This window comes from Hydrogenophaga sp., assembly GCF_036675665.1.
In the GTDB taxonomy this organism is placed as follows: Bacteria; Pseudomonadota; Gammaproteobacteria; order Burkholderiales; family Burkholderiaceae_C; genus Hydrogenophaga.
In genome coordinates, this window is record NZ_JAKFEO010000036.1 from 44462 (window position 1) to 67678 (window position 23217).

Here is a 23217-nt window from a genome sequence, read left to right on the forward strand (position 1 = left end):
TGCGGAGAATAGGACAACTGTCCTATTCCGTCAAGCCCCATCCATCCAGCGGCCAGGGCAGCGCGAAGGCTGATGCCCAGCGCGAGCAGACCAGCGAGCGGGGTTGGGGCGACGACGTCCCCAACGGCAAAGTCACCGACTTCCGTCGCGCAGTCCAGGCCACCGCCGAAGAGACGGTGGCCTTTTCGTGGGTCGTATGGCCCGACAAGGCCACGCGCGACGCGGCCATGAAGAAAATGATGGAAGACCCGCGCATGGATCCGTCCACACCCGGCAACCTGCCCATGCCCTTCGACGGCAAACGCATGATCTTCGGCGGACTGCTCGAGCGCATCAGCGCACCCCGGTGCGGCCCAGCGGCGGGCACGCAGCGCCTGTCGACAAAGCTGATGGCGACTTAGCGCGGGCCACGAAAAGCGCTTGACCCTCTCGCAACGGCACGGTCTACGATGCCTTCAACTTGAGAGGGAAGGCATGTTTCTGAAGATTGGTGAACTGGCCCGGCGCACCGGGCTGACAGTGCGCGCATTGCGGCACTATGACGACATCGCCCTGCTGGTGCCGTCCGAAAGGTCCAGTGGTGGCTACCGCCTGTATGGCCGAAAAGACGTGGCGCGGCTCTACCGCATTCAGGCGCTGCGGCGACTCGACCTGTCGCTCGCCGACATACAAGGCCTGCTCGACAACGCGGCCGGCGGGATTTCGGAAGTCGTGGCCCGGCAGGTGGCGCAACTCGACCGCGAAATCCTGCAGGCATCGGCGCTGCGCACCCACCTGCTCACGGTGCAGGCCCGGTTGCAGGCCAGCGAAGAGCCCGGCATCGACGACTGGCTCCTGGCGCTCGAGAGCATGATCGCGGGCTCGAAGTACTTCAGCGAGGACGAGCAGCGCAGACTCAAGACGCAGCGCGACGGCTTCACTGACGCCGTGGCGCCCGAGCGCTCGGAGTTGTCGGCGTGGCTGCAACGCCTGGTTGGGGCCGGCGTTTCACCCGAGAACCCGGAGGCACAGGCCCTGGCGCAACGTTGGATAGAACTGTTGCTCGAAGAGGCCGGGGGTGACGAAGGTCTGCTGATGAAGCTCTACACCATGCACTGGAACGAGCCGTCGCTCCACGCGCTGACCGGTGTGGACCGCGCCGGCATCCGGTACATCTCGCACGCGATGGCCTTCGCGCGCCTGCAGCTCTACGCGCCTTACTGCAGTTCGGGCGACATGGCCACGTTGCGCCAGCACTACGTTGCGCAGACCGATGCATGGCCGCCGCTCATTGCCGAGGTTCGGCAACAGATGCTGGCGAGCGCTCCCACCGATGGTGCAGCCATGCGCGCGCTGGCGCTGCGTTGGCAGGCGCTCTCGCTCGCCAAGGCCGGCGGCGATGCCGCGTTGCACGCGAAGCTGCAACGCGCGTTCCATCACGATGCGGCTCTGCGGGCCGGCTCGGGCATCGACGAGACATTGACCGCCTATGTCGGGCAAGCCATCGCGCACCTGGACGGCGCATCGACCTCCTGAATGAATCCCAAAGGCCCCCACGTGAACGCACAAACGCAGACGAATCCTCACTTCTTCACCGGCAACTACGCGCCGCTCACCGAGGAGCACGACATCGCGGCGCTCCACATCGAAGGCGCGCTGCCACCCGAGATGTCGGGCAGCCTCTACCGTGTCGGCCCGAACCCGCAATACGCGCCACGCGACAACAGCTACCACTGGTTCTCCGGCGACGGGATGGTGCATGCCTTCCACATCGCCAAGGGCACGGTGTCGTACAGCAACCGCTGGGCGCGCACGCCGAAATGGCAACTGGAACATGAAGCCGGACGCGCGCTCTTCGGCACCTTCGGCAACCCCGCCACCAGCGACCCGCTGGCGCAGGGCCGAAACGGTGGCACGGCCAACACCAGCATGCTGTGGCATGGCGATCGCCTGTTCGCTCTCGAAGAGTCGCATCAGCCCTTTGAGCTCGACGCCTGTACGCTGGCGTCCAAAGGACATCAGAGCTTCGGCGACTGCGTGACCTCGCGCTGCACCGCGCACCCGAAGATGGACCCCGAGAGCGGCGAACTGCATTTCTTCGCATACTCGCCCGACGGCCCCTGTTCGCCAACCATGCTCTACGGTGTGATGGACAGGCACTGCGAGGTCACGCGACTCCAATCGTTCGCAGCGCCGTATGCCAGCATGGCGCACGACTTCATGGTGACGCGCGGGCATGTGCTCTTTCCCGTCACGCCGCTGACCCTCAGCATGGAACGCGCCATGCGCGGCAAGCCGCTGCTGGCCTGGGATGCCGGCCTGCGGACCCACGTTGGCGTGATGCAGCATGGTGGGGCGGCTGACACACTGCGCTGGTTCGACGCCGACCCCTGCCACGTGTTCCATGTGATGAATGCCTGGGACGACGGCGACACCATCGTGGCCTACGTGATGCAGTCGGAAACGGCGCCCGGCCTGCCCGATGCCGACGGCCATCCCGGTGACCCCGACGCCATGGCCGCGCGCCTGTGCCGCTGGACCTTCGACTTGAGCGGCAATGACACCGGGTTCCGGCGTGAGTACCTCGACGACCTGGTGGCGGAGTTTCCACGCATCGACGAGCGCTACACGGGCCGGCGCAACCGCTACGGCTTCTATACCTGCCATGGGACGTCGCGCGCAAGGGATGACTCGGAAAGCGTGCTCTACGACAGCCTCGCCCGTTTCGACTTCGATACCGGCGAGCGCAGCATGCACACGCTGCCCTATGGAGACGTGGTGTCCGAACCGGTGTTCGTGCCGCGCGCGATCGACGCAGCCGAGGGCGACGGCTGGCTGCTGGCCGTGGCCTGGCGTGAACAGGAAAGGCGCAGCGACCTGCTGGTGTTCGATGCGATGGACCTGGCGGCCGGACCTGTTGCGGTCGCCCGTTTGCCGCACCGCGTGCCGTTCGGTTTTCACGGGACTTGGCGACCTGGCCTGTAACGAGCCAGTGCCCGGCCAGACGGCCAGTCGCAACAAGCTGCCATCGCAAATCGCACGGCGTTGGCACCCTGCGTCAGTCCAGCGGCCAAGGCAGTTCGCGCTGGATGATCGGCGCTTCAGCGGGGCGCGGGGGTTGCACGCCCTCGTCCAGCCCTCGCCACCACGGCACCACAGCTTCAAGGTGAGCCGGCTCCACCGCTTCGCCCAGGCGCGGCATGAGCAGCGGCACACCCAGCGACGGCGCCAGTTGCAGCAGCGTCTCCACCGGTTCGTCCCAGGCGTGCATGGCCAGACTGAAGGTGCCCCAGTGCACCGGCAGAAAAGCACCACCGCCCAGGAGCGCGTGGGCTTTCAGGGCGTTCACCGGGCCCAGGTGGATGTCGCCCCAGGCTGGGTGGAAGGCCCCCACTTCCAGCATGACCAGATCGAACGGGCCCAGCCGCTCGCGGATGGTGGCGTACTCGGTGGTCAGGCCCGTGTCGCCGCTGAAGAACACACGGTGCTGCCCGGACTGCACCACCATCGACGACCACAGCGTGGCGTTGCGGTCCTTGAAGCCGCGCCCTGAAAAATGCTGCGACGGCGCGGCGGTGATGGTGAGACCGGTGTGGGGCACGCGGTGGCTCTCCCACCAGTCCAGCTCGGTGATGCGCTCGGCCGCCACGCCCCAGGCCTGCAGGTGGGCGCCCACGCCGAGGGACGTCACGAACGGCACGGCGCTGTGCCGCGCGAGCGCGCGGATGGTGGGGTGGTCCAGGTGGTCGTAGTGGTCGTGCGAGATCACCACCACGTCCACCTCGGGCATCTGCCGCAGGCGCAGCGGCACCGGCTGGAAGCGCTTGGGGCCGAGCAGCCGAAAGGGTGAGGCGCGCGTGCCCCACACCGGGTCGGTCAACACGCGGTGGCCGTCGATCTCGATCAGCACCGTGGAGTGCCCCAGCCAGGTGGCGCGCAGGCCGCTCTGCGCCGGGCGGCTCCAGGCCTCGCGCGGGTCTTGCGAGGGCAGCGGCCCGGTCGGCGCGCGCCGGCCGCCCGAGCTCAGAAATTCCTTGAGCGTGGGCCGGGGCACGGTCGCATCGCGCAGCCCGGGCAAGGCCGGGTGCACGTTGCGAAAGCCCAGGCCGTCCCACATCGTCGATGCGCGCATGCGCTCCAGGCGCGCGCCCAGGGCGCGTTTGCCAAACGAGTTCATGCGGCCGCCCCAGTGCGCCCAGGCAGGCTCAGGCGCGCGGTGGCCGGCGCCATCTCCGACAGCAGCCGCCCTTGGCGCCACACCTTCAGGCGCGTGGCCCGCAGGCGGATGGCTTCGATCGGGTCGCGCGCCTGCAGCAGCACGAAGCTGGCGTCGTTGCCCGCTTCAATGCCGTAGCCCTGCAGCCCCATCACTTTCGCGGCGTTCGTGGTCACCGCTTCAAAGCATTGCCGCATGCCGGCCTGGCTGGTCATCTGCGCCACGTGCAGGCCCATGTGGGCCACCTCCAGCATGTCGCCACTGCCCAGCGAGTACCAGGGGTCCATCACGCAGTCGTGGCCGAATGCCACGGTCACGCCAGCGGCCATGAGCTCGGGCACGCGCGTCATGCCGCGGCGTTTGGGGTAGGTGTCGTGCCGGCCCTGCAGCGTGATGTTGATGAGCGGATTGGCCACCGCGCTCACGCCAGACTCGGCGATCAGCGGAATCAGTTTGGAAACGTAGTAGTTGTCCATGCTGTGCATGGAGGTGAGGTGCGAGCCGTTCACGCGGCCCTGCAGGCCCAGGCGCTGCGTCTCGAAGGCCAGGGTCTCGATGTGGCGCGAGAGCGGGTCGTCGCTTTCATCGCAGTGCATGTCCACCGGCAGGCCGAGCTCGGCGGCCAGCTCGCACAGCAGCTTCACGCTGGCCGCGCCATCGCTCATGGTTCGCTCGAAATGCGGGATGCCGCCGACCACGTCCACGCCCATGTCCAGCGCACGGATCATGTTGTTCAGCCCACCGGGTGAGCGCAGCACGCCGTCTTGCGGAAAGGCGACCAGTTGCACGTCGAGGTAAGGCGCCATGCGGCGCTTGGCTTCCAGCATGGCGCGCACCGGCAGCAGGCTGGGGTCGCTGGTGTCCACGTGGCTGCGGATGGCCAGCAGGCCCTTGGCCACAGCCCAGTCGCCGTAGGCCAGGGCGCGCTCCACCAGCGCTTCTTCGGTCAGCAGCGGCTTGAGCTCGCCCCACAGGGCAATGCCTTCGAGCAGCGTGCCGCTCTGGTTCACGCGCGGCAGGCCGTAGCTCAGCGTGGCGTCCATGTGGAAGTGCGGGTCGCAGAACGGTGGCGTGAGCAACTGGCCTTGTGCGTGCACGGTGTCGTGCGCGGGCGCGCTCAAGCCGGCGCTCACCTCGGTGATGCGGCCGTCCTGCACGGCCACGCTCATGTCGGTGCGGCCGTCGGGCAGGGTGGCGTGGGTGATCAGCAGGTCAAGCATGCGTGTTCTCCTTCAGCCCTTGCCCAGCGGCGGCCTGCCGAAGAGGTTGGAGACGTTGCTGATGGGCCCCAGCTCCGATGCCGCGGCCAGCAGGGCGGGCATGAGGTTCTGCATCGCGTCCATGGTGAGGCGCTGGCGCGGCCCGGCGATGCTGATGACGCCGATGGCCTCGTGGCGCCGAAACACCGGCGCGGCCATCGCGCTCATGCCGGGGGCAAACACCTCGTCGATCATGGCGCAGCCACGCACCCGCGCCGCGTGCAGAAACCCCAGCAGCGCCTTGATGGTGGTCGGCGCCTTGGGGCCGAATTCCTTCGGTGCGCCGAAGCCCTGGTGCGCCACCAGTTCGAGCGCGCGTTCGTCGCTCAAGGTCTGCAGCCAGGCGTGGCCGGAGGCCGTGCAGGACAGGCGCGCTTCCATGCCCATGTCGGGGTCGTAGCGGATGCCCTGCTGGCGCGTGCCCTGCGCCTTGGCCACCCAGATCAGGCGCTCATCGTCCACGATCGACAAACGCACGAGCTCACCCGATTGCAGCGCCAGCCGCTCCAGCAGCGGCTCGGCAATGTCGACGATGCCCGCGTGGCTGAGGTAACCCAGGCCGAGTGACACCACCTTGGTCGTGAGTTGGTAGTCACCCTGTTTGCGTTTCTGCCGAACATAGCCACAGTGCTGCAGATCACCCAGCAGGCGGTGGCAGGCGCTCAGGGGAATGTCCAGGTCATGGGCCATGAGGGCCAGGGGCAACCCGTCGGGGTTGCGCGAGAGGTGTTCGAGCAAGGCAAGACCACGGTCAAGGGCAAGGTTCATGGCAGATTTCTTTATGTGGAATCACTTTCCAATCTGGAAAGAGTTTCCTGAACCGGGACAAGAATCGCTGCAAGACAGGCGTGATCACCACACACCGGTTGATCGCAGCACGGAAATACCTGGAGACAAATATAGGGCCAAGCCCACGCCACGGCCAGCCCGTTGCACCGCACGGGCACGCTCAAGCCGCGCCAACCTCCTCACCGCCATGACCACCACCGTCTACATCCTCAACGGCCCCAACCTCAACCTGTTGGGCATCCGCGAACCCCACCTCTACGGCCACACCACGCTGGCCCAGATCGAGCAGCGTTGCCACGCGGTGGCCGCCGAACTCGGGCTCCAGTGCGAGTTTCGCCAGTCCAACCACGAAGGTGTGCTGATCGACTGGGTGCAGGAGGCGCGGGCACTGGGCGCCGCCGTGCTCATCAACCCGGCCGGTCTGTCGTTTCGCTCCATCCCGCTGCTCGATGCGCTCAAGACGCTGGACCAGCCGGTGATGGAGGTGCACATCACCAACATCCACCGGCGTGAGGCGCTCTACCAGCAGTCGATCATTTCGCTGGGCGCCACCGGCGTCATCTGCGGCCTCGGGCCCTACGGCTATGAGCTGGCATTGCACGCCATGGCCCGGCACCTCAAACCTGCCGTCGCCGCCTGACAACGCAGCCCCCGTTTCATCCGCTTTCTTCGCCGCCGACAACTTCACAGGAGACAACACCATGAAAGCTGCCCTCACCCGCCGTTCCGCCCTCGCCACGGGCGCCACCCTCGCCGCCGCAGCGCTGTGGCCGGGCCTGGCCCAGGCCCAGAGCACGCTGCGATTTGCCGCCGTGTTTTCCGACACCGACATCCGCGCCGAGATGATGAAACGCCTGGCCGCCGACGTGGCCGCGGACCACAAGATCGAACTGTTCCTCAACTCCACGCTGTTCCGCCAGGGCACCGAGCTGGTGGCTTTGCAACGCGACAACCTGGAGATGGGCAACATCTCGCCGCAGGACATCTCCAAGCAGGTGCCTTCGTGGTCGCTGCTGACCTCGGCCTACCTGTTTCGCGACGCCAACCACCTCAACGCCTTCTTCGCCAGCGACATGGGCGCCCAGATGAAGAAGCAGGTCGAAGACCAGCTCAAGGTGAAGATCCTCGGCCCCACCTTCTTCGGCACGCGCCATGTGGGGCTGCGCGGCAAGAAGAAGATCAACACCCCGGCCGACCTGGCGGGCGTGAAACTGCGCATGCCCCCGGGCGATGCCTGGCAACTGCTGGGCCGCTCGCTTGGCGCCAACCCCACGCCGCTGGCCTACGCCGAGACCTACACCGGCCTGCAGACCGGCACCGTGGACGGCCAGGACAACCCGCTGCCCAACGTGCAGAACATGAAGTTCAACGAGGTGATGGGCCAGATCGTGCTGACCTCGCACCTGGTGGGCTTTGATCTGCTCACGATGAACCTCAAGACCTGGCAGGCCATGTCGCCCGAGAAGCAGCGCGCCTTTCAGGCCGCGGCCGACAAGGCCATCGCCTGGAGCACGGCCGAGCACCAGAAGCGCGAGGCCGAGCTGGCCGAAGGCTTCCGCCGGGGTGGCCTGGACGTGTATGCGCCCAACATCAACGCCTTCCGCGAATACGCGCAGAAGATCTACCTGGCGTCTGATGAAGCGAAGAACTGGCCAGCCGGCATGATCGACAAGATCAACGCAATGAAGTGAGGATGCGCGCCCTACGCCACTTCGCCGACGGGGTGGCCGCAGCGCTGCTCGCGGTCATCTTCATCGCCTTCATCCTGCAGATCGTCCTGCGCTACGTGTTCGACTGGCCGGTGGGCTGGACGGCGGAGATCTCGCTCGTGGCCTGGCTCTGGCTGGTGCTGTGGGGCTCGGCCTTCGTGCTCAGGGACGCGGACGAGATCCGCATCGACGTGCTGGACATCGCCTTCGGCCCTCGCCTGCGGCGCATCGCGCGGGCCATCGGTTCCATCGCCATCGTCGTGCTCTTCGGCATGGCGCTGCCGGCCACCTGGGACTATGTGAGCTTCATGAAAGTGGAGAGCACCTCCTACCTCAAGATCCGCTTCGACTGGTTGTTCTCGATCTACCTGGCGTTTGCCGTGGCCGTGATCGCGCGCCACCTGTGGCAGCTCTTCGGGCTGCTGCGCGGAGCCCGCATCGATCCGATCGACCCTCCCCTCTCCTGAAAACCCCGTGAACTTCACCAGTCCGTTTTCGCTCGCGCTGGCCACCATCGTCGCGCTCAGCCTGCTGGGTGTGCCCGTGGGCCAGGCCATGATCGGTGGCTCCATCCTGTACCTCTGGCTCAAGGGCATGGACATGGGCAGCGCGGCCGAGCAGCTGCTCAACAGCACGTATTCGAGTTACCTGCTGCTGGCCATTCCGCTGTTCATCCTGGCCGCGAGCTTCATGAGCACCGGCAGCGTGCTCGACCGCCTGCTGCGTTTCTGCAACGCCATCGTGGGCCGCTTCCCCGGTGGGCTGGCGCAGGTCAATGTGCTGCAGAGCATCGTGTTCGCCAGCATGTCGGGTTCGGCCCTGGCCGACGCGGCGGGCTCGGGCAAGCTGATGCAGGCCATGATGACCCGCAACGGCAAGTACACGCCGGCGTTCGCGGGCGCGCTCACCGCGGTCTCGGCGGTCATCGGCCCCATCCTGCCGCCCTCGATTCCGCTGGTGCTCTACGCGCTGATCTCCGGCACCTCCATCGGCTTTCTCTTCCTCGCCGGTGTGTTGCCGGGCCTGCTCCTGGCCGCGGTGCAGATGGCGCTGATCTACGTGCAGGCCAGGCGGCACAACTTTCCGGTGGAGCCTGCCGTGCCGCTGCGCGAGTTGCCCCGCATCACGCGCGAGGCCCTGCCCGCGCTGATGCTGCCCATCATCCTGCTGGGTTGCCTCTACAGCGGCATCACCACGCCCACCGAAGCGGCGGGCCTGGCCGCGGCCTACGCGCTGCTGGTGTCCTCGGTGCTCTACCGCAGCCTGGGCTGGCGCGACATGGCCGACTCGCTGCTGTCGAGCGCGCGCACCAGCATCTCCATCGGCATGCTGATCGCCGGTGCGCTGGTGTTCAACTACGTGATCACGTCCGAGAACATCCCGGCCTCGCTCAGCACGGTGCTGCGCACGCTGGACATGTCGCCACTGGCGTTCCTGCTGGCGGTCAACCTCTTGCTGCTGGTGCTGGGCGCGTTCCTGGAGGGCTCCACCATCATCCTGGTGATCCTGCCGGTGCTGCTGCCGACCGCGGTCGCGCTGGGCATCGACCCGGTGCATTTCGGTGTGGTGGCCGTGCTCAACATCATGATCGGTCTGGTCACGCCGCCCTATGGTCTGCTGCTGTTCATGATGACCAAGATCGCCGACGTCTCGCTGCTCGCACTGGTGCGCGAGGTCGTGCCTTTCCTGGTCGTGATGATCGTCGCGCTGGTCGTGATCACGCTGTGGCCCGACTTCGTGCTGTTCCTGCCACGTCTGGCCGGCTACACCGGCTGATCGCCGAGCCGGGCGGTCACTGCGTGCCGAAGATGCGGTCGCCCGCATCGCCCAGGCCGGGCAGTATGTAGCCGTGGTCGTTGAGCTTGCGGTCGATCGCCGCGGTGTAGATCGGCACGTCGGGGTGTGCCTTGTGGAAGGCAGCAATGCCTTCGGGGCAGGTCAGCAGACACACGAACTTGATCGACTTCGGCCCGATCTCCTTGAGCCGGTCCACCGCGGCAATCGCCGAGTTGCCGGTGGCCAGCATCGGGTCGACCACGATCACGTCGCGCTCGGGCATGTGGGTCGGCATCTTGAAGTAGTACTCCACCGCGGTGAGCGTCCTGGGATCGCGGTACAGGCCGATGTGGCCCACCCGCGCGCCGGGCACCACGCTGAGCATGCCCTCCAGAATGCCGTTGCCCGCGCGCAGGATGGAGACGAACACCAGCTTCTTGCCATCAATCACCTTGCCCGTCATGGCCTCCATCGGCGTCTCGATCTCGATGTCCTGCATCGGCATGTCGCGCGTGACCTCGTAGGCCATGAGCAGGGCCAGCTCGTTGAGCAGGCGGCGAAAGCTGTTGGTGCTGGCGTCCTTGCGGCGCATGAGCGTGAGCTTGTGCTGCACCAGTGGGTGGTCGATGAGGTGGACGTTGCTCATGGTGGGGTGGCCTTCATGGTTCGGGAACGGGTTCAGAACACGGTGCCGTCGCTGGCGATGTTGAGCGGGGGCAGGCCGCCGCGCAGGCGCAGCGCCAGCAGGCGGCCCGCCGCCCAGGTGCCGCCTTCGAGCACGCAGGCCAGCGGCATCTGCTCGGCACTCAACCCCAGTTCGGCGCGCACCAATGGCGCGAGCTCGTCGAGCAGCGCGACGGTGAGCGCGCGCCATTCGACGATGAAGGTGTCGCCGGCCTGCCAGCGGCGCGTGGCGTGGTCGGCGGGCAGCGGGCGCAGCACACCGGCGTCGATCAGCAGGCCGCCGTTGCGGTACTCGGGCAGGCCGGTGAGGGCGTCCAGCCCCTGCACGCGCACGCCCGCCCATTCAAAGGGTTCCAGCAGCGAATAGGTGAGCCACTGCGAGAGCTTGTGAAACGGCATCCACCCCGCGGTGAGGCCTTCGCCCACCACGGCCGGGTGAGGCCAGCAGTCGCCCAGCGCGGTGCCGCCGATGTCGTTCTGCGCAGGCCAGATGCCGGACAGGGTGTCGAGCAGGGCCGAGAGGATGGCGTGGGCCTCGATGGTGGGGCCAGTGCGCAGGGCATCAAACAGCGCACCGGGGCGGCCGAGCGGGCCGTAGGTGTCGACGTGTTCGCGCATGGCCTGGCCCAGGCGGCGCAGCACGGCGCTGCGCCCCTCCAGCCCCACCAGCGGGTTGCGCGCGCCCACCTGGAAGGCTTCGCCCAGGCGCTCGGCTGTCAATGCGGCCAGGCCGGCTGCGTCCACGCGCAGCGGCTGCGCCGGGTCGCTGGAAAACAGGCCCGAGGTGAAGGCATGAAAGCTCGCCACGCCCAGGCCTTCGGAGCGGGAGAAGGTCTGCTGGCTGGCGACCTCGCGGTAGCCCCATTCGGCGCCCGCGCCGGCGTCGAGCAGCACGCTCACCAGCGCCAGGTCGATCTGTGCGCGGGCGCGCTCGGCGGCGTCCACCGGGCCCAGCAAGGTGTCGAGGCGGGCCACGCGGTTCACTTGGCCCGCTTCGAAATGGCGCCATCGGCTGTGGTACGGAATGCGCAGGTCGGGGAAACGCTGGCGCGTGAGGTCGGCCACCGTGCGCGCGGCCCGCGCCAGAGCCGCGTCGTCCACCGCGAAGTGGGTGGATGCGCCGGCGCGGGCGCGGGCCAGCAGTTGCCCGGCCCGCTCGCGGATCGCGCCGGTGGAGCGCAGCGCGCTCACCGCTGCGGGCGCGGTCAAAGGCTCAACCCCCGACCCTTGGCGATCTTGAGTTCGTCGGCACCCGGCACCAGGCCCGGCGTGAAATAGCCCGCCGCCATCTTCGCGTCCATCTCCACGCGGGCGTCGGCCGGGATCAGCTCGTCGGGGATGTTGATGCGCTCGCCCACTTCGATGCCACCGCCAGTGATGGCGTCGTATTTCATGTTGCTCATGGACACGAGACGGTGGATCTTGCGAATGCCCAGCCAGTGCAGCACGTCGGGCATGAGTTCCTGGAAGCGCATGTCCTGCACGCCGGCCACGCATTCGGTGCGCGCAAAGTACTGGTCGGCCGTGTCGCCACCCACCTGGCGCTTGCGCGCGTTGTAGACCAGGAACTTGGTCACCTCGCCCAGCGCCCGGCCCTCCTTGCGCGAGTAGGCCACCAGGCCCACGCCGCCGCGCTGCGCGCCCTGGATGCATTCCTCGATGGCGTGCGTGAGGTAGGGCCGGCAGGTGCAGATGTCGGAGCCGAACACGTCGGAGCCGTTGCACTCGTCGTGCACCCGGGCCGTGAGTTCCACGCTCGGGTCGGCCAGGTCGCGCGGGTGGCCGAAGATGTAGACCGTCTGCCCGCCGATCGGGGGCAGGAACACCTCCAGGTCGGAGCGCGTGACCAGCTCGGGGTACATGCCGCCGGTTTCTTCAAACAGCACGCGGCGCAGGTCGGCCTCGGTGCAGCCGAAGCGCTTCGCCACGCCCGGCAGGTACCACACCGGCTCCACCGCCACCTTGGTCACCACGGCCGCGCCACCCGCGGTGAGGAAGCGGCCGTCGGGCTTGAGCCGGCCCTTCTGCAGCGCGTCGATCACCTCGGGCAGGATCACATGCGCCTTGGTCACCGCGATGGTGGGGCGGATGTCGTAGCCGGCGGCCAGCTCGGTCGCGTAGGCGTCGGCAATCACGGCGCCCCAGGGGTCCATGCTCACCATCTTGTCCGGGTCGGCCCACTGCGGGTAGGGGCCGATGATGTCGGTGGGCGCGGTGTTGGTGAGGTCGGCGCGGTGCTCGCGCTTGAGCGCGCCCGCGGCCACGGCGAGCGCGCGGTACACGCTGTAGCTGCCGCTGTGGGTGCCGATGACGTTGCGGTGCGCCAGGTTGAGCGTGGTGCCCACCACCGGCCCGCGCTCTCGCGCGGTGGCCGCGCCCCACTGGATGGGCAAGGCACCGAAACCGCCGGAGTGCGAGGTCAGGCGGATGTGGCGCGGGTGCGGCGTGTTGGGCGAGGCCGGCACTTCGGCGTTGGCGATCGGTGGTGGCAGGTCTGCGGACATGGTTGAACACCTTGGTATGCGCCAGGGTCTGGCGAGACCGGCGGACCGGCTGAAAACCGCGCCCGCCGCCTGCGTGGCACCAAGCAAGCTCAATGCCAGGCACTCCACATCGCCCTTCATAATCGACCGCAGCACCGGGCGCACCGGAGGAAACCCCACCCACCGATCCACCAGCAGAAAGGCCCACCGATGCCGCACGACGTCAGCCTGATCGCCACGATTGCGGCGGCCTTCGGCCTGGCGATGGTCTTCGGGTACATCGCCGTGCGGCTGCGCATGCCGCCCCTGGTGGGCTACCTGCTCGCGGGCATCGTCATCAGCCCCGCCACGCCAGGCTTCGTGGCCGACATGGGTCTGGCCAGCCAGCTGGCCGAGATCGGCGTCATGCTGCTGATGTTCGGCGTGGGCCTGCACTTCTCGATCAACGACCTCATGGCCGTGCGCCGCATCGCCGTGCCGGGCGCCATCGTGCAGATCGGCGTGGCCACCTTGCTGGGCATCGGCCTGTCGCATGTCTGGGGCTGGAGCCTGGCCGCCTCGCTGGTCTTTGGTCTGTGTCTGTCGGTGGCGAGCACGGTGGTGCTGTTGCGCGCGCTGGAAGCCAAGGGTCTTCTCAAATCCATCAACGGTCAGATCGCGGTGGGCTGGCTGGTCGTGGAAGACCTGGTGATGGTGCTGGTGCTGGTGCTGCTGCCGGCGCTGGCCAGCGTCATCGCCCCCAGCGAGGGTGTGGCGCCTGCCACCGGCACCGAGATCTGGCAGACCGTCGGCATCACGCTGGCCAAGGTCGCCGCGTTCATCGTGCTGATGCTGGTGGTGGGCCGCCGGTTGCTGCCCAAGGCGCTGTGGTGGGTGGCGCGCACCGGGTCCCAGGAGCTGTTCACGCTGAGCGTGGTGGCCGTGGCGGTGGGAGTGGCCTTTGGCGCGGGCAAGCTGTTCGACGTGTCCTTCGCGCTGGGCGCCTTCTTCGCCGGCATGATGATGCGCGAGTCCGAGTTCAGCCACCGCGCCGCCGACGAGTCGCTGCCGCTGCGCGATGCCTTTGCCGTGCTGTTCTTCGTGTCGGTGGGCATGCTGTTCGACCCCGCCGTGATCCTGAACCAGCCGTTCAAGCTGCTCGCGGTGGTGGCCATCATCATGCTGGGCAAGACGCTCGCGGCGGTCGTGCTGGTGCTGCTGTTCAGGTACCCGCTCAACACCGCCCTGACGGTGGGCGTGAGCCTGGCGCAGATCGGCGAGTTCTCCTTCATCCTCGCCGGCCTGGGCGTTGCGCTCAAGCTGATGCCGGCGGAGGGCCAGAGCCTGGTGCTGGCCGGTGCCCTCATTTCCATCGCAGCCAACTCCGCGCTGTTCTCGGCGGTGGAGCCCATGCAGGCCTGGATTCGCAGGCGCTCGGCCTACGCGCGGCAGCTGGAAGCGCGCGACGACCCGCTGGCCGAGCTGCCCGCCTCCACCGACGAGTCGCTGCTGGCCAGGCAGGTGGTGCTGGTGGGCCTGGGCCGCGTGGGCCAGCGCATCGCGCAGACCCTGCGCGAGAAGGGCATTCCCTTCGTCGTGGCCGAGGAGAACCGGGAGATCGTCGACGCGCTGCGCAAGGAGGGCATCGCCGCCGTCAGTGGCGACGCCTCCACGCCCGAAGTCCTGATCCAGGCGCACATCGCCCGGGCGGCCATGCTGATCATCACGATCCCGGACACGATGAACATGCGCAAGATGGTGGAGATCGCACGCATGCTCAACCCCGACATCGAGGTGCTCCTGCGCACCCACAACGAAGAGGAAGCCGACATGCTGCACGAGGAAAGCCTGGGCACCGTCTTCCTGGGCAACACCGAACTGGCGCGCGGCATGGCGGCACACGTGCTGCAGCGGTTCAAGCGCACAACCGCCACACGCACACCATGACCGACCACGACCTGCCCCCGCTGAACCCCACCCCGCCCGGCCTGTACCGCCACTACAAGGGCGGCTGGTACGAGGTGCTGGACACCGTGCGCTGCAGCGAGAGCCTGCAAGGCATGACGCTGTACCGCGCGCTCTACGGTGGCTGGGGCCAGTGGGTGCGGCCGGCGGCCATGTTTGGCGAGACGGGTGAGTTCGAGGGCCGCACGCAAGCCCGCTTCGTGCGCCACGATCCGGCCCAGGTGCCGTTGGCGGACCTGGCCACCGCGCAAGCACTGACTGCCCACCTGCGTGGCCTGGCGCAGCGTCAGGGCATGAACCTGGACGCGGCCTTGCGCCCGCCACCGCCCGAGCCCGCCACCTGCTGCGGGCGCGGCTGCAACGGCTGCGTGTGGGAAGGTTTCTATGAAGCCCTGCACCACTGGCGCACGGACGCACTGGCCTTGCTCAGAACAGCGACTGCTGCCCCTGCAGGCTCGCCGGCCTGAACAGCGTGGTCTTCAGCGGCTCGCGCTCGCGCTGGTAGCCCAGGCGGTCGCAGGTCTTCTCGAAGCGCTGGCGCAACAGGTCGGCCCACACGCCGCTGCCCTTCATGCGTTGCGAAAAGTCAGCGTTGTAGTCGCGCCCGCCCCGCATCTCCTGCACGCGGGCCATCACGCGCGCGGCACGGTCCGGGTAGTGCAGCTCCAGCCACTGGCGAAACATGGGGCTCAGTTCAAACGGCAGGCGCAGCACGGTGTAGAAGGCGCGCCGGGCGCCGGCCTCAAACGCCGCTTCGAGCACCTGCTCCATGTCGTCGTTGATGAACGGAATCTGCGGCGCCACGCTCACGCCCACCGGGATGCCGGCCTCGGCCAGCGTGCGGATGGTGCGCAGCCGGCGGTGGGGTGCGGCGGCGCGCGGCTCCAGCAGGCGGGTGAGTTTCGGATCGAGCGAGGTGATGGTCACGTACACCGCCGCCAGGCCCTGCGCGGCCATGGGTGCGAGCAGGTCGATGTCGCGCTCCACGCCGCTGCCCTTGGTGACGATGGCCAGCGGGTGCCGGGTGTCGCTCAACACCTGCAGCACGCCGCGCATGAGCCGCAGCTCGCGTTCGATGGGCTGGTAGGCGTCGGTCACGGTGCCGATGGCGAGCAGCTCGGGCACGTGGCGCGGGCTGGCGAGTTCGCGCTGCAGCACTTGCGCGATGTTGCGCTTGGCGATCAGCCTGGTCTCGAAATCGATGCCCGGCGAGAGGTTCAGGAAACTGTGGCTGGGCCGCGCGTAGCAATACACGCAGCCGTGCTCGCAACCCCGGTACGGGTTGAGACCGAGGCGAAAGCCGATGTCGGGCGAGTCGTTGTGGGTGATGGCGCTTTTCGCGTCTTCAAAGCTCACCTCGGTGGCCGGTGGTGGCGCTTCGTCGCGCGCCTGCACCGCGTCGTCGAGCGCGCCCCAGCCGTCGTCGAACGCTTCGCGGGCGTCGCGCTCGAAGCGGTGGGGCTGGTGCTGGGCCAGGCCGCGGCCCTTGATGGCCTGCAGCGGAATGTGGGTAGTGGGCATGGTTGAAACACTGTACACAGGTACAGCCTAGAATTCGACCACTTTTCCGGCCTCCTTTCATCCACCTCCGTGGAGTTCCCATGCATTCAACCCCTGCAGCCGCCGACCCTGCGGCCATCGTGTCCGTGCGCGGCGTCAGCAAGACCTACGCCGGCGGCTTCCAGGCCCTCAAGCAGGTCGACCTGGACATCCGCCGCGGCGAAATCCTGGCCCTGCTCGGCCCCAACGGCGCCGGCAAGACCACGCTGATCAGCGTCATCTGCGGCATGGTCAACGCCACCGAAGGCACGGTGGTGGCCGACGGCCACGACACGGTGCGCGACTACCGGCTGGCGCGCGAGGCCATCGGCCTGGTGCCGCAGGAGCTGCACACCGACTCGTTTGAAACCGTGTGGGCCACGGTGAGCTTCAGCCGAGGCCTCTTCGGCAAGGCACCCAACCCGGCCTACATCGAGAAGATCCTCAAGGACCTCTCGCTCTGGGACAAGAAGGACAGCAAGATCATGGCGCTCTCGGGCGGCATGAAGCGCCGTGTGCTGATCGCCAAGGCGCTCTCGCACGAGCCCAAGATCCTGTTTCTGGACGAACCCAGCGCGGGCGTGGATGTGGAGCTGCGGCACGACATGTGGCGCATGGTGCGCGAGCTGCGCGAAGCGGGCACGACCATCATCCTCACCACGCACTACATCGAAGAAGCCGAAGACATGGCCGACCGCATCGGCGTGATCGCCAAGGGCGAGCTGATCCTCGTGGAAGACAAACACGTGCTCATGCGCAAGCTGGGCAAGAAGCAGCTCACGCTCACGCTGCAGCAGACCATCGAGCGCATCCCCGAACCTCTGGCGCCCTGGGCGCTGGAGATCACCGAGGGCGGCCATGCCCTCACCTACACCTTCGACGCGCAGAAAGACGACACCGGCATCGCCGAGCTGCTGCGCGCGCTGGCCGACAACAACATCCACTTCAAGGACCTGCGCTCCAGCGAGAGTTCGCTCGAAGACATCTTTGTCAGCCTGGTGCACGAACAGAAAGAAGAGGCCCGAGCATGATGGGTTTGAACATTCACGCCGTCAGGGCCATATACCAGTTCGAGATGAACCGCGCCCTGCGCACCTGGGCACAAAGCATCATCGCGCCGGTGCTCAGCACCTCGCTGTACTTCATCGTCTTCGGCTCGGCCATCGGCTCGCGCATGGGCGACATCGACGGCGTGAGCTACGGCGCCTACATCATCCCTGGCCTGCTCATGCTCTCGCTGTTGAGCGAAAGCATTTCCAATGCGGCCTTCGGCATCTACATGCCCAAGTGGTCCGGCACCATCTACGAGCTGCTGAGTGCGCCGGTGAACTGGGTCGAAGTGCTGCTGGGGTATGTGGGCGCTGCGGCCACCAAGAGCCTCACGCTGGGCCTGCTGATCCTGCTGACGGCGCGCGTGTTCGTGCCGTACGAGGTGGCGCACCCGGTGTGGATGGTGGGCTTCCTCATCCTCACCGCCATCACCTTCTGCCTGTTCGGTTTCATCATCGGCCTGTGGGCCGACAGTTTCCAGAAACTGCAGGTGATCCCGCTGCTCATCATCACGCCGCTCACCTTCCTGGGCGGCGCGTTCTACAGCATCAACATGCTGCCGCCGGTGTGGCAAACGGTCTCGCTGTTCAACCCCGTGGTCTACCTCATCAGCGGCCTGCGCTGGGCCTTCTACGGCGTGGCCGATGTGCACATCGCCGTGAGCACGGGCATGACGCTGGCGTTCATGGCGGCGTGTCTGGCGGTGGTCTGGTGGGTGTTCAAGACGGGCTGGAAGATCCGGCGCTGACACCGACGCGGGCGCGAGGTCGCGCCCGGCACAGAGCGCACCAGAGGGTCTCTCGGAAGATGGCACACTTGGCGCCCTTTGCGGGCGCAACGCACTGCCGCGCGCCCACCGACAACCTCTCTCAGGAAACACATTCAATGGATCGTCGTTCAATGATCAAGAACGCTGGCATCGCCGGCGTTTTGACCACCGGTATCGCCCCCGCCGTGCATGCACAGGCCGCCGTGCGCTGGCGCCTGGCCAGCAGCTTCCCCAAGTCGTTGCCCACCATCTTCGGCTCGGCCGAAAAATTCGCTGAAACCGTCAAGGCCCTGTCGGGCGGCAAGTTCGAGGTGTCGGTGCACGCCGCGGGCGACATCGTGCCCGCCTTCGGTGTGGTGGATGCCATCCAGGACAACACCATTGAAATGGCGCAGACCGCGCCTTACTACTTCACCGGCAAGGACCCCATCTTCGCGTTCGGCTGCGCTGTGCCTTTCGGCCTGACCGCGCGCCACATGGACGCCTGGATGGAACACGGCAACGGCCGCAAGCTGATGGACGAGTTCTACGGCAAGTTCAACGTGCTCTCCATGAGCTCGGGCAACACCGGCACCCAGATGGGTGGCTGGTACCGCAAGGAGATCAAGAGCGTGGCCGACCTCAAGGGCCTGAAAATGCGCCTGGGTGGCGGCCTGTTCGGCGAGACCATGGCCAAGCTGGGCGTGGTGGCGCAGAACATGCCCGCCGGTGAGGTGTACCAGGCGCTGGAAAAAGGCACGCTGGACGCCACCGAGTTCGTCGGTCCGGCCGACGACGAGCGCCTGGGCTTCAACAAGGTCGCCCCGTTCTACTACTACCCTGGCTGGTGGGAGGGTGGCGCCGAACTGGAGTTCTTCATCAACAAGAAGGCTTTCGACGCGCTCTCGCCAGAAAACAAGGCCATCGTGCGTGCCGCCGGTGCGGTTGCCGCGCGCGACATGACCGCCAAGTACGACGCCCAGAACCCGCAGGCGCTCAAGCGCCTGGTGGGCAGCGGCACCAAGCTCAAGCCGTTCACCAAGGACGTGATGGACGCCGGCTTCAAGGCCGCGAAGGAAGTGTTCGCCGCGCACGAAGCCAAGTCGCCCGAATTCAAGAAGATCCACCAGGACATGCGCGCCTTCCAGCGCGACCAGGTCCTGTGGAGTCGCTTCTCCGAATGGCGCTACGACAGCTTCATCACCACCGCCAAGCTCTGATCAACCGGCAGCGGCCTGGCGGAACATGCCGCCGGGCCGCTGACACTCAGCGCTTCACACGGCCCGTCTTGACGGGCTTTGTCTTGCCCGCGGGTTCCTTGAGCCGGCCGTGCGCCTGCTCCAGCCACAGCAGCGTGTCGGCGTGTGACATGAAGCGCCGCAGGTAGTCGGGCGAGAGGTCGCGCATGAGCCCCAGCGTGCGCAGCACGAGCATGTGCGAGTTGAGCGGGCCCGCGTTCTCGGGGCCACGCTCCACGGCCTGGGTCACGTCTTCTTCGGCGCAGATGCGGGACCAGGTTTCGCGGAAGCGCTGCGCGCTCTTGAGCTCGGGGCCGGCCTGCGTGGCGGTGGCCATGTACTGGTTGAGCTGGCCCAGCGGGGTGAGGACCTTCTTCGGGCGGGCACGTGGCGGTTGTGCAGCGCCCGTCACGGGCGCCTCGGTCGGCTCGGCCATGGCGCGTTGCAGCCGGTCTTGCAGCACGCGCTGCACGGCCTCGGGCGCGGCCTGCATGCGCCGTTGCAATGCCTGCGCGTAGTGGGCGCGCACGGGGTCACTCACGCACAGGCGCCTTCGCCGCGCTGGCCGCCTTGGGCACGGGGGCCATCTCCACGCGCCGGTTGAGCGAGCGACCTTTCTCGTCAGCGTTGGAGGCCACGGGCTGTTCGGCACCGAAAGCGGCGCTGAACACGCGCTGCGGTGGCATGCCCTCCTGGATCAGCACGCGGGTCACGGTGAGTGCCCGCTGGGCCGAGAGTTCGAGGTTGTCGGTGTAGCGCTGGTTGTTGGCCTGCACCGGTCGGTCGTCGGTGAAGCCGCTGACCATCAGCATCTCGTCGCGCTCGCCCAGGTACACCTGCAGCGGCGGCACCAGGCTCTTGAGCAGCAGGCGCCCCTCGGAGCGCAGCTCGTCGGAGTTGAGCGGAAACAGCACGCTGCCGCTGATGCCGATGCGCCCGTTGTCCAGCGTCACGCGACCGGTCTGCAGCGGAATGGCCAGGGCTTTTTCCAGCGCCATGCGGCGGGCTTCTTCCTGCTGGCGTTTCTGCACCTCGGCCTGCAGGCTGGCCACCAGGTCCATCTGCACCACGAGCACACCGATGAGGATGAGCACGAAGGCGCCCACGAGGCCGGCCATGAGGTCGCCGAACACGGCCCAGACCGGCGCGGTCTGCTCGCCCGCGCCCTCTTCCCAAGTGTCGTCCAGCCCGGTCATCCCACGGCCCTCTCGGCCGTGCGCAGCCGGTGCAGGTCGTCCACGATGCCTTGTTGCGAGCTGATGCTGAGGTCGATCACCTCGCGCGCCTGCGCCACGTAGTAGGCCATCTGTTCGTCGCTGCGCAGCATGGACTGGCCCACGGCTTCCTCGATGCGTTGCAGGCTGCCGATGAGCTTTTCGTTGGTGGCGGCAAAGAGCTGCACGCCGTGGCCGAAGGCCTCGCCCAGGCTGGCCAGCTCGATGGCGCTGCCACTCACCTGCGCGGCCACGTCTTGCGCGCGGTGGGCTTGCACACCCACCGTGTCGGCAAACTGGCGACCGACCTGGTCGAGCACGGCGCTGGCCGAGGTCACCAGCGATTCAATGGCCGCGCGCTGCTCGCCCGTGGCTTGCTGCACGGTCTGCAGCAGGCTGCCGATGTTGTTCATGAGCGTGGCGCGTTCCTGCAGCGCGAGGTTGTCGCGCTCGCCGAGCTGCGTGGTTTCGCGGCGCAGCTGCGCGATCACCTCGGCCGCGGCCTTGGGCGCCTCGTTGGCGGTTTCCAGCAGGCGCTGCACGGCAGCCTCGCCGCGAGCGGCTTCTTCGCTGCGCAGCGCGGCCAGCTCGTTGCGCCAGAGGGTCGCGGTCTGCTGCAGCGTCTGGCCCACGGCCTGCTGCTCGGCCAGGGTCTGCGCGCCCAGTTGTTGCCATTCGCTCTGCAGCGAGGTGGCCATGGCCCGCAGTGCCTCTTTCCAGGCGGTCTGCTGTTGCTGCTCCGTTGCAGCCTGTTCGGCGTGCGAGCGTGACACCGTGTCGTGCACGCCCGCGAGCAAGGCGGCGGAGCGCTGCTCGAACGTGGTGGTGAAGGCCACCAGCGCCCGTTCCAGACCGTGGGTCTGCTGCTCGCTGGTGTGCGCGTGCTGTTGCAGGGCCTGGGTCCAGCCTTCCAGCGCGGTGCGGGCGTTGGCACCGAGCTGCGTCGAGAGACCGCCCAGTTGCGTCTGCACCGCGTCGCTCACGCGCTCGTGCAGGCGCGTGGACTCGCTCGCGATGGCCGCCATGGCGTTCTCCACCACCGGCTGGAGCGTTTCACCGGCGACGCGCGCGCTGGCCGTCAGGCTGTCGTTGAGCGATCGCGCCACCGACTGGCCGAGGTCCTGGTAGGCCACGCTGGCTTCGCGGTGGAACAGCGCCTGGCGCTCCAGCAACTGCTCGTCGAGCTGCTGACCTCGGCGCTCCATCTGCGCCATCAGGGCTTGCAGCTGGTCCACCACGGCGGGCAAGGCGCCGGCTTGCTGCTGCAGCGCCTTGAAGGTTTCGTTGCGCTGGTGCGCGAGCGAAAACGGGCGGAACACGGTGGCGGTGTGGGCATCGAGCTGGCGCACCACGGCCATGCGCTCGCGCCGGCTGATGACCGACATGAGGCCCAGCATGGCCGAGGTGGCCACGCCCACGACCGAGGTGCCGAACGCCAGGCCCAGACCCTTGATGGGCTCGGCCAGTGCCGCGCGGATCGCCTGCAGGTCGGCCGTGCCTTCGAGCGTGAACACGGCACCGCGGAACGTGACCACCAGACCCAGGAAGGTGCCGAGCATGCCCAGCATCACCAGCAGGCCGATCAGGTAGGGCGTGAGGGCCAGGCCGGGCAAGGCGGCGCGCTCGCCCTCGATGCGCGCGCGCACGGCGTTCTGCAGCGCCGATGGCACCCGCGCCAGCCAGTCGCTCAATTGCGCCAGCGGCTGGGGCACGTTGGCCAGCGCCTGCGCCAGTGCGTCGGTGGTGGCGCGAAAGCGCCGGATCTCCTGCGCGCCCAGCAGGTAGACGCCACCGATGGCCACGGTCATGGCCAGCGCGATGGCGCTGGTCCCGACAAAGCCCCAGCCGACCCAGACCACGGCGATCAGGCCGAGGGTCAAGGCGCCGACGAAAAAAAGGCGGTTCACTGCGTTGTTGCTCATGGGTGTTGTTTCACTTCCTGGCTGAGGGCGTCGACCATGCCCGCCACGGGCTGCAGCCGAAGGTCGAGCTCGGCCAGCAGGGCCTGCTGCAAGTCGTTTTCGAAGAATGGTTGCCAACCGCTGGGGTGGGTCTGGCGCAGTTGGTCGAAGCGCGCCTTGAGAAAGCTCGGCAAGGAGGACAGCAGCTTCTGTTCGCGCCCACCCAGCATGGTGTCGAGCACGGCGTCCAGCGCGGCGAGCTGCGCCAGGCGCGGGGAGGTTTGGGCCAAGGTCTTGCGCACGTGGCCGCGCAAGGCGTCGATGCCCATCTCCATGCGGCGCTGCTGCTCCAGACAGCGCTGGTGGTGCGGTGCAAAGCCGGCATCGGCGTCATCGCCGGATTCGTCACCCGGCTCGCCCGGCGGGGTGGTGATGGCCTGGCGCAGGGTGGCGCGCACCCGCTGAAGCTCGGCCTGCACGGCGCGGGCAGCGGCCGGCACCGCCGGGCGCCGGGCCCGGGCCACCGACGGCAACGCCTGGTGGGCCGAGTGCAGCGCGATGGCATCGGCCACGTTGAGCCACTGGCCCAGCCGCTCGGCCAGGTCCTGCCGAGGCGCCTCTGCGGGCGTGGGCAGCCAGCCGGCAAGCTGGCGCACCAGGGCTGAGCGGTTGAAGTTGCTGCGCAAAA

General features: G+C 67.7%; 22 protein-coding genes and 2 pseudogenes. 13 read left to right on the forward strand and 11 right to left on the reverse strand.

Translation table 11 applies throughout. The annotated features are described in order from the left end of the window. Positions 1-104: 104 nt before the first annotated feature. The 3 genes and pseudogenes from V6M63_RS13920 to V6M63_RS13930 all read left to right on the forward strand — a co-directional run. Positions 105-401, forward strand: a pseudogene (locus V6M63_RS13920) (DUF1428 domain-containing protein); the annotation flags it as partial. 73 nt (positions 402-474) lie between these two features. Continuing rightward, positions 475-1515: a MerR family transcriptional regulator gene (locus V6M63_RS13925; protein ID WP_332742735.1), complete on the forward strand. Its 1041-nt coding sequence runs from the start codon at positions 475-477 to the stop codon at positions 1513-1515. Beyond that, positions 1516-2964, forward strand: a complete 1449-nt coding sequence (locus tag V6M63_RS13930; protein ID WP_332742737.1) for a carotenoid oxygenase family protein — start codon at positions 1516-1518, stop codon at positions 2962-2964. A 73-nt stretch (positions 2965-3037) separates the two neighbouring features. On the opposite strand, the gene V6M63_RS13935 is transcribed toward V6M63_RS13930, so the two are convergent. Genes V6M63_RS13935 through V6M63_RS13945 form a run of 3 tightly spaced genes read right to left on the reverse strand, consistent with a single transcriptional unit; the run spans position 3038 to position 6222 of the window. Next, entirely contained in the window at positions 3038-4156 is a 1119-nt protein-coding gene (locus tag V6M63_RS13935) for an MBL fold metallo-hydrolase (RefSeq protein WP_332742739.1), read from the reverse strand. After that, a complete protein-coding gene (locus tag V6M63_RS13940) occupies positions 4153-5415 on the reverse strand; it encodes an amidohydrolase family protein (RefSeq protein WP_332742740.1) in 1263 nt (420 codons plus the stop codon). The genes V6M63_RS13935 and V6M63_RS13940 overlap by 4 nt, the downstream gene beginning before the upstream one ends. A 12-nt stretch (positions 5416-5427) precedes the next feature. Further along, entirely contained in the window at positions 5428-6222 is a 795-nt protein-coding gene (locus tag V6M63_RS13945; RefSeq protein ID WP_332742741.1) for an IclR family transcriptional regulator, read from the reverse strand. Between the two features lie 208 nt (positions 6223-6430). On the opposite strand from V6M63_RS13945, the gene V6M63_RS13950 reads away from it, so the two are divergent. The 4 genes from V6M63_RS13950 (at position 6431) to V6M63_RS13965 (ending at position 9728) form a co-directional block, all read left to right on the forward strand. Further along, positions 6431-6883 (forward strand): type II 3-dehydroquinate dehydratase, encoded by a 453-nt coding sequence (locus V6M63_RS13950; RefSeq protein ID WP_332742743.1) that lies wholly within the window; start codon positions 6431-6433, stop codon positions 6881-6883. 61 nt (positions 6884-6944) lie between these two features. Continuing rightward, complete coding sequence (dctP, locus tag V6M63_RS13955; protein WP_332742745.1) at positions 6945-7934, forward strand: TRAP transporter substrate-binding protein DctP; 990 nt, start codon at positions 6945-6947, stop codon at positions 7932-7934. Between the two features lie 2 nt (positions 7935-7936). Further along, positions 7937-8419 (forward strand): TRAP transporter small permease, encoded by a 483-nt coding sequence (locus V6M63_RS13960; protein WP_332742748.1) that lies wholly within the window; start codon positions 7937-7939, stop codon positions 8417-8419. Positions 8420-8426: 7 nt separating this feature from the next. Next, positions 8427-9728 carry a TRAP transporter large permease gene (locus V6M63_RS13965; RefSeq protein ID WP_332742750.1) on the forward strand — a complete coding sequence of 434 codons (1302 nt, stop codon included), beginning with the start codon at positions 8427-8429 and terminating at the stop codon, positions 9726-9728. 16 nt (positions 9729-9744) lie between these two features. Here the strand turns inward: V6M63_RS13965 and upp are convergent, their stop codons facing one another. From upp to V6M63_RS13980, 3 genes are read right to left on the reverse strand one after another with little or no spacing between them, the layout of a single operon-like run. Further along, positions 9745-10374, reverse strand: coding sequence for a uracil phosphoribosyltransferase (gene upp, locus V6M63_RS13970; protein WP_332742752.1), 630 nt, complete (start codon positions 10372-10374; stop codon positions 9745-9747). A gap of 32 nt (positions 10375-10406) precedes the next feature. Continuing rightward, the gene (locus tag V6M63_RS13975) at positions 10407-11621 is read right to left on the reverse strand and encodes a URC4/urg3 family protein (RefSeq protein WP_332742753.1); all 1215 of its coding nucleotides are present in this window, start codon (positions 11619-11621) and stop codon (positions 10407-10409) included. Then, positions 11618-12916, reverse strand: a complete 1299-nt coding sequence (locus V6M63_RS13980) for a GTP cyclohydrolase II (RefSeq protein WP_332742755.1) — start codon at positions 12914-12916, stop codon at positions 11618-11620. The genes V6M63_RS13975 and V6M63_RS13980 overlap by 4 nt, the downstream gene beginning before the upstream one ends. Before the next feature lie 189 nt (positions 12917-13105). On the opposite strand from V6M63_RS13980, the gene ybaL reads away from it, so the two are divergent. The 3 genes and pseudogenes from ybaL (at position 13106) to V6M63_RS13995 (ending at position 15306) form a co-directional block, all read left to right on the forward strand. Next, on the forward strand, positions 13106-14821 hold the full coding sequence (ybaL, locus tag V6M63_RS13985) for a YbaL family putative K(+) efflux transporter (RefSeq protein ID WP_332742756.1): 1716 nt from the start codon (positions 13106-13108) through the stop codon (positions 14819-14821). Further along, positions 14818-15045, forward strand: a pseudogene (locus tag V6M63_RS13990) (DUF1653 domain-containing protein); the annotation flags it as partial. The gene ybaL and the pseudogene V6M63_RS13990, both read left to right, overlap by 4 nt. Before the next feature lie 87 nt (positions 15046-15132). Further along, positions 15133-15306 carry an oxidoreductase-like domain-containing protein gene (locus tag V6M63_RS13995; RefSeq protein WP_442909596.1) on the forward strand — a complete coding sequence of 58 codons (174 nt, stop codon included), beginning with the start codon at positions 15133-15135 and terminating at the stop codon, positions 15304-15306. Here V6M63_RS13995 and V6M63_RS14000 read toward each other — a convergent pair. Then, a complete protein-coding gene (locus V6M63_RS14000; protein ID WP_332742757.1) occupies positions 15266-16360 on the reverse strand; it encodes a PA0069 family radical SAM protein in 1095 nt (364 codons plus the stop codon). The genes V6M63_RS13995 and V6M63_RS14000 overlap by 41 nt on opposite strands. Positions 16361-16440: 80 nt before the next feature. On the opposite strand from V6M63_RS14000, the gene V6M63_RS14005 reads away from it, so the two are divergent. From V6M63_RS14005 to V6M63_RS14015, 3 genes are all read left to right on the forward strand, one after another. Then, a complete protein-coding gene (locus tag V6M63_RS14005; protein WP_332742758.1) occupies positions 16441-17409 on the forward strand; it encodes an ABC transporter ATP-binding protein in 969 nt (322 codons plus the stop codon). Positions 17410-17414: 5 nt separating this feature from the next. Further along, complete coding sequence (locus V6M63_RS14010; protein ID WP_332742974.1) at positions 17415-18176, forward strand: ABC transporter permease; 762 nt, start codon at positions 17415-17417, stop codon at positions 18174-18176. Positions 18177-18313: 137 nt separating this feature from the next. Beyond that, positions 18314-19396, forward strand: a complete 1083-nt coding sequence (locus V6M63_RS14015; protein ID WP_332742759.1) for a TRAP transporter substrate-binding protein — start codon at positions 18314-18316, stop codon at positions 19394-19396. A 46-nt stretch (positions 19397-19442) separates the two neighbouring features. Here the strand turns inward: V6M63_RS14015 and V6M63_RS14020 are convergent, their stop codons facing one another. The 4 genes from V6M63_RS14020 to V6M63_RS14035 are packed head-to-tail and all read right to left on the reverse strand — an operon-like array spanning position 19443 to position 23215. After that, positions 19443-19955: a DUF2894 domain-containing protein gene (locus V6M63_RS14020; RefSeq protein WP_332742761.1), complete on the reverse strand. Its 513-nt coding sequence runs from the start codon at positions 19953-19955 to the stop codon at positions 19443-19445. Next, complete coding sequence (locus V6M63_RS14025; protein WP_332742763.1) at positions 19948-20610, reverse strand: OmpA family protein; 663 nt, start codon at positions 20608-20610, stop codon at positions 19948-19950. Before V6M63_RS14025 ends, V6M63_RS14020 begins: the two co-directional genes overlap by 8 nt. Beyond that, the gene (locus tag V6M63_RS14030) at positions 20607-22550 is read right to left on the reverse strand and encodes a DUF802 domain-containing protein (protein ID WP_332742765.1); all 1944 of its coding nucleotides are present in this window, start codon (positions 22548-22550) and stop codon (positions 20607-20609) included. Before V6M63_RS14030 ends, V6M63_RS14025 begins: the two co-directional genes overlap by 4 nt. Then, positions 22547-23215, reverse strand: a complete 669-nt coding sequence (locus tag V6M63_RS14035; RefSeq protein ID WP_332742767.1) for a DUF3348 family protein — start codon at positions 23213-23215, stop codon at positions 22547-22549. Before V6M63_RS14035 ends, V6M63_RS14030 begins: the two co-directional genes overlap by 4 nt. Between the last annotated feature and the right edge of the window lie 2 nt (positions 23216-23217).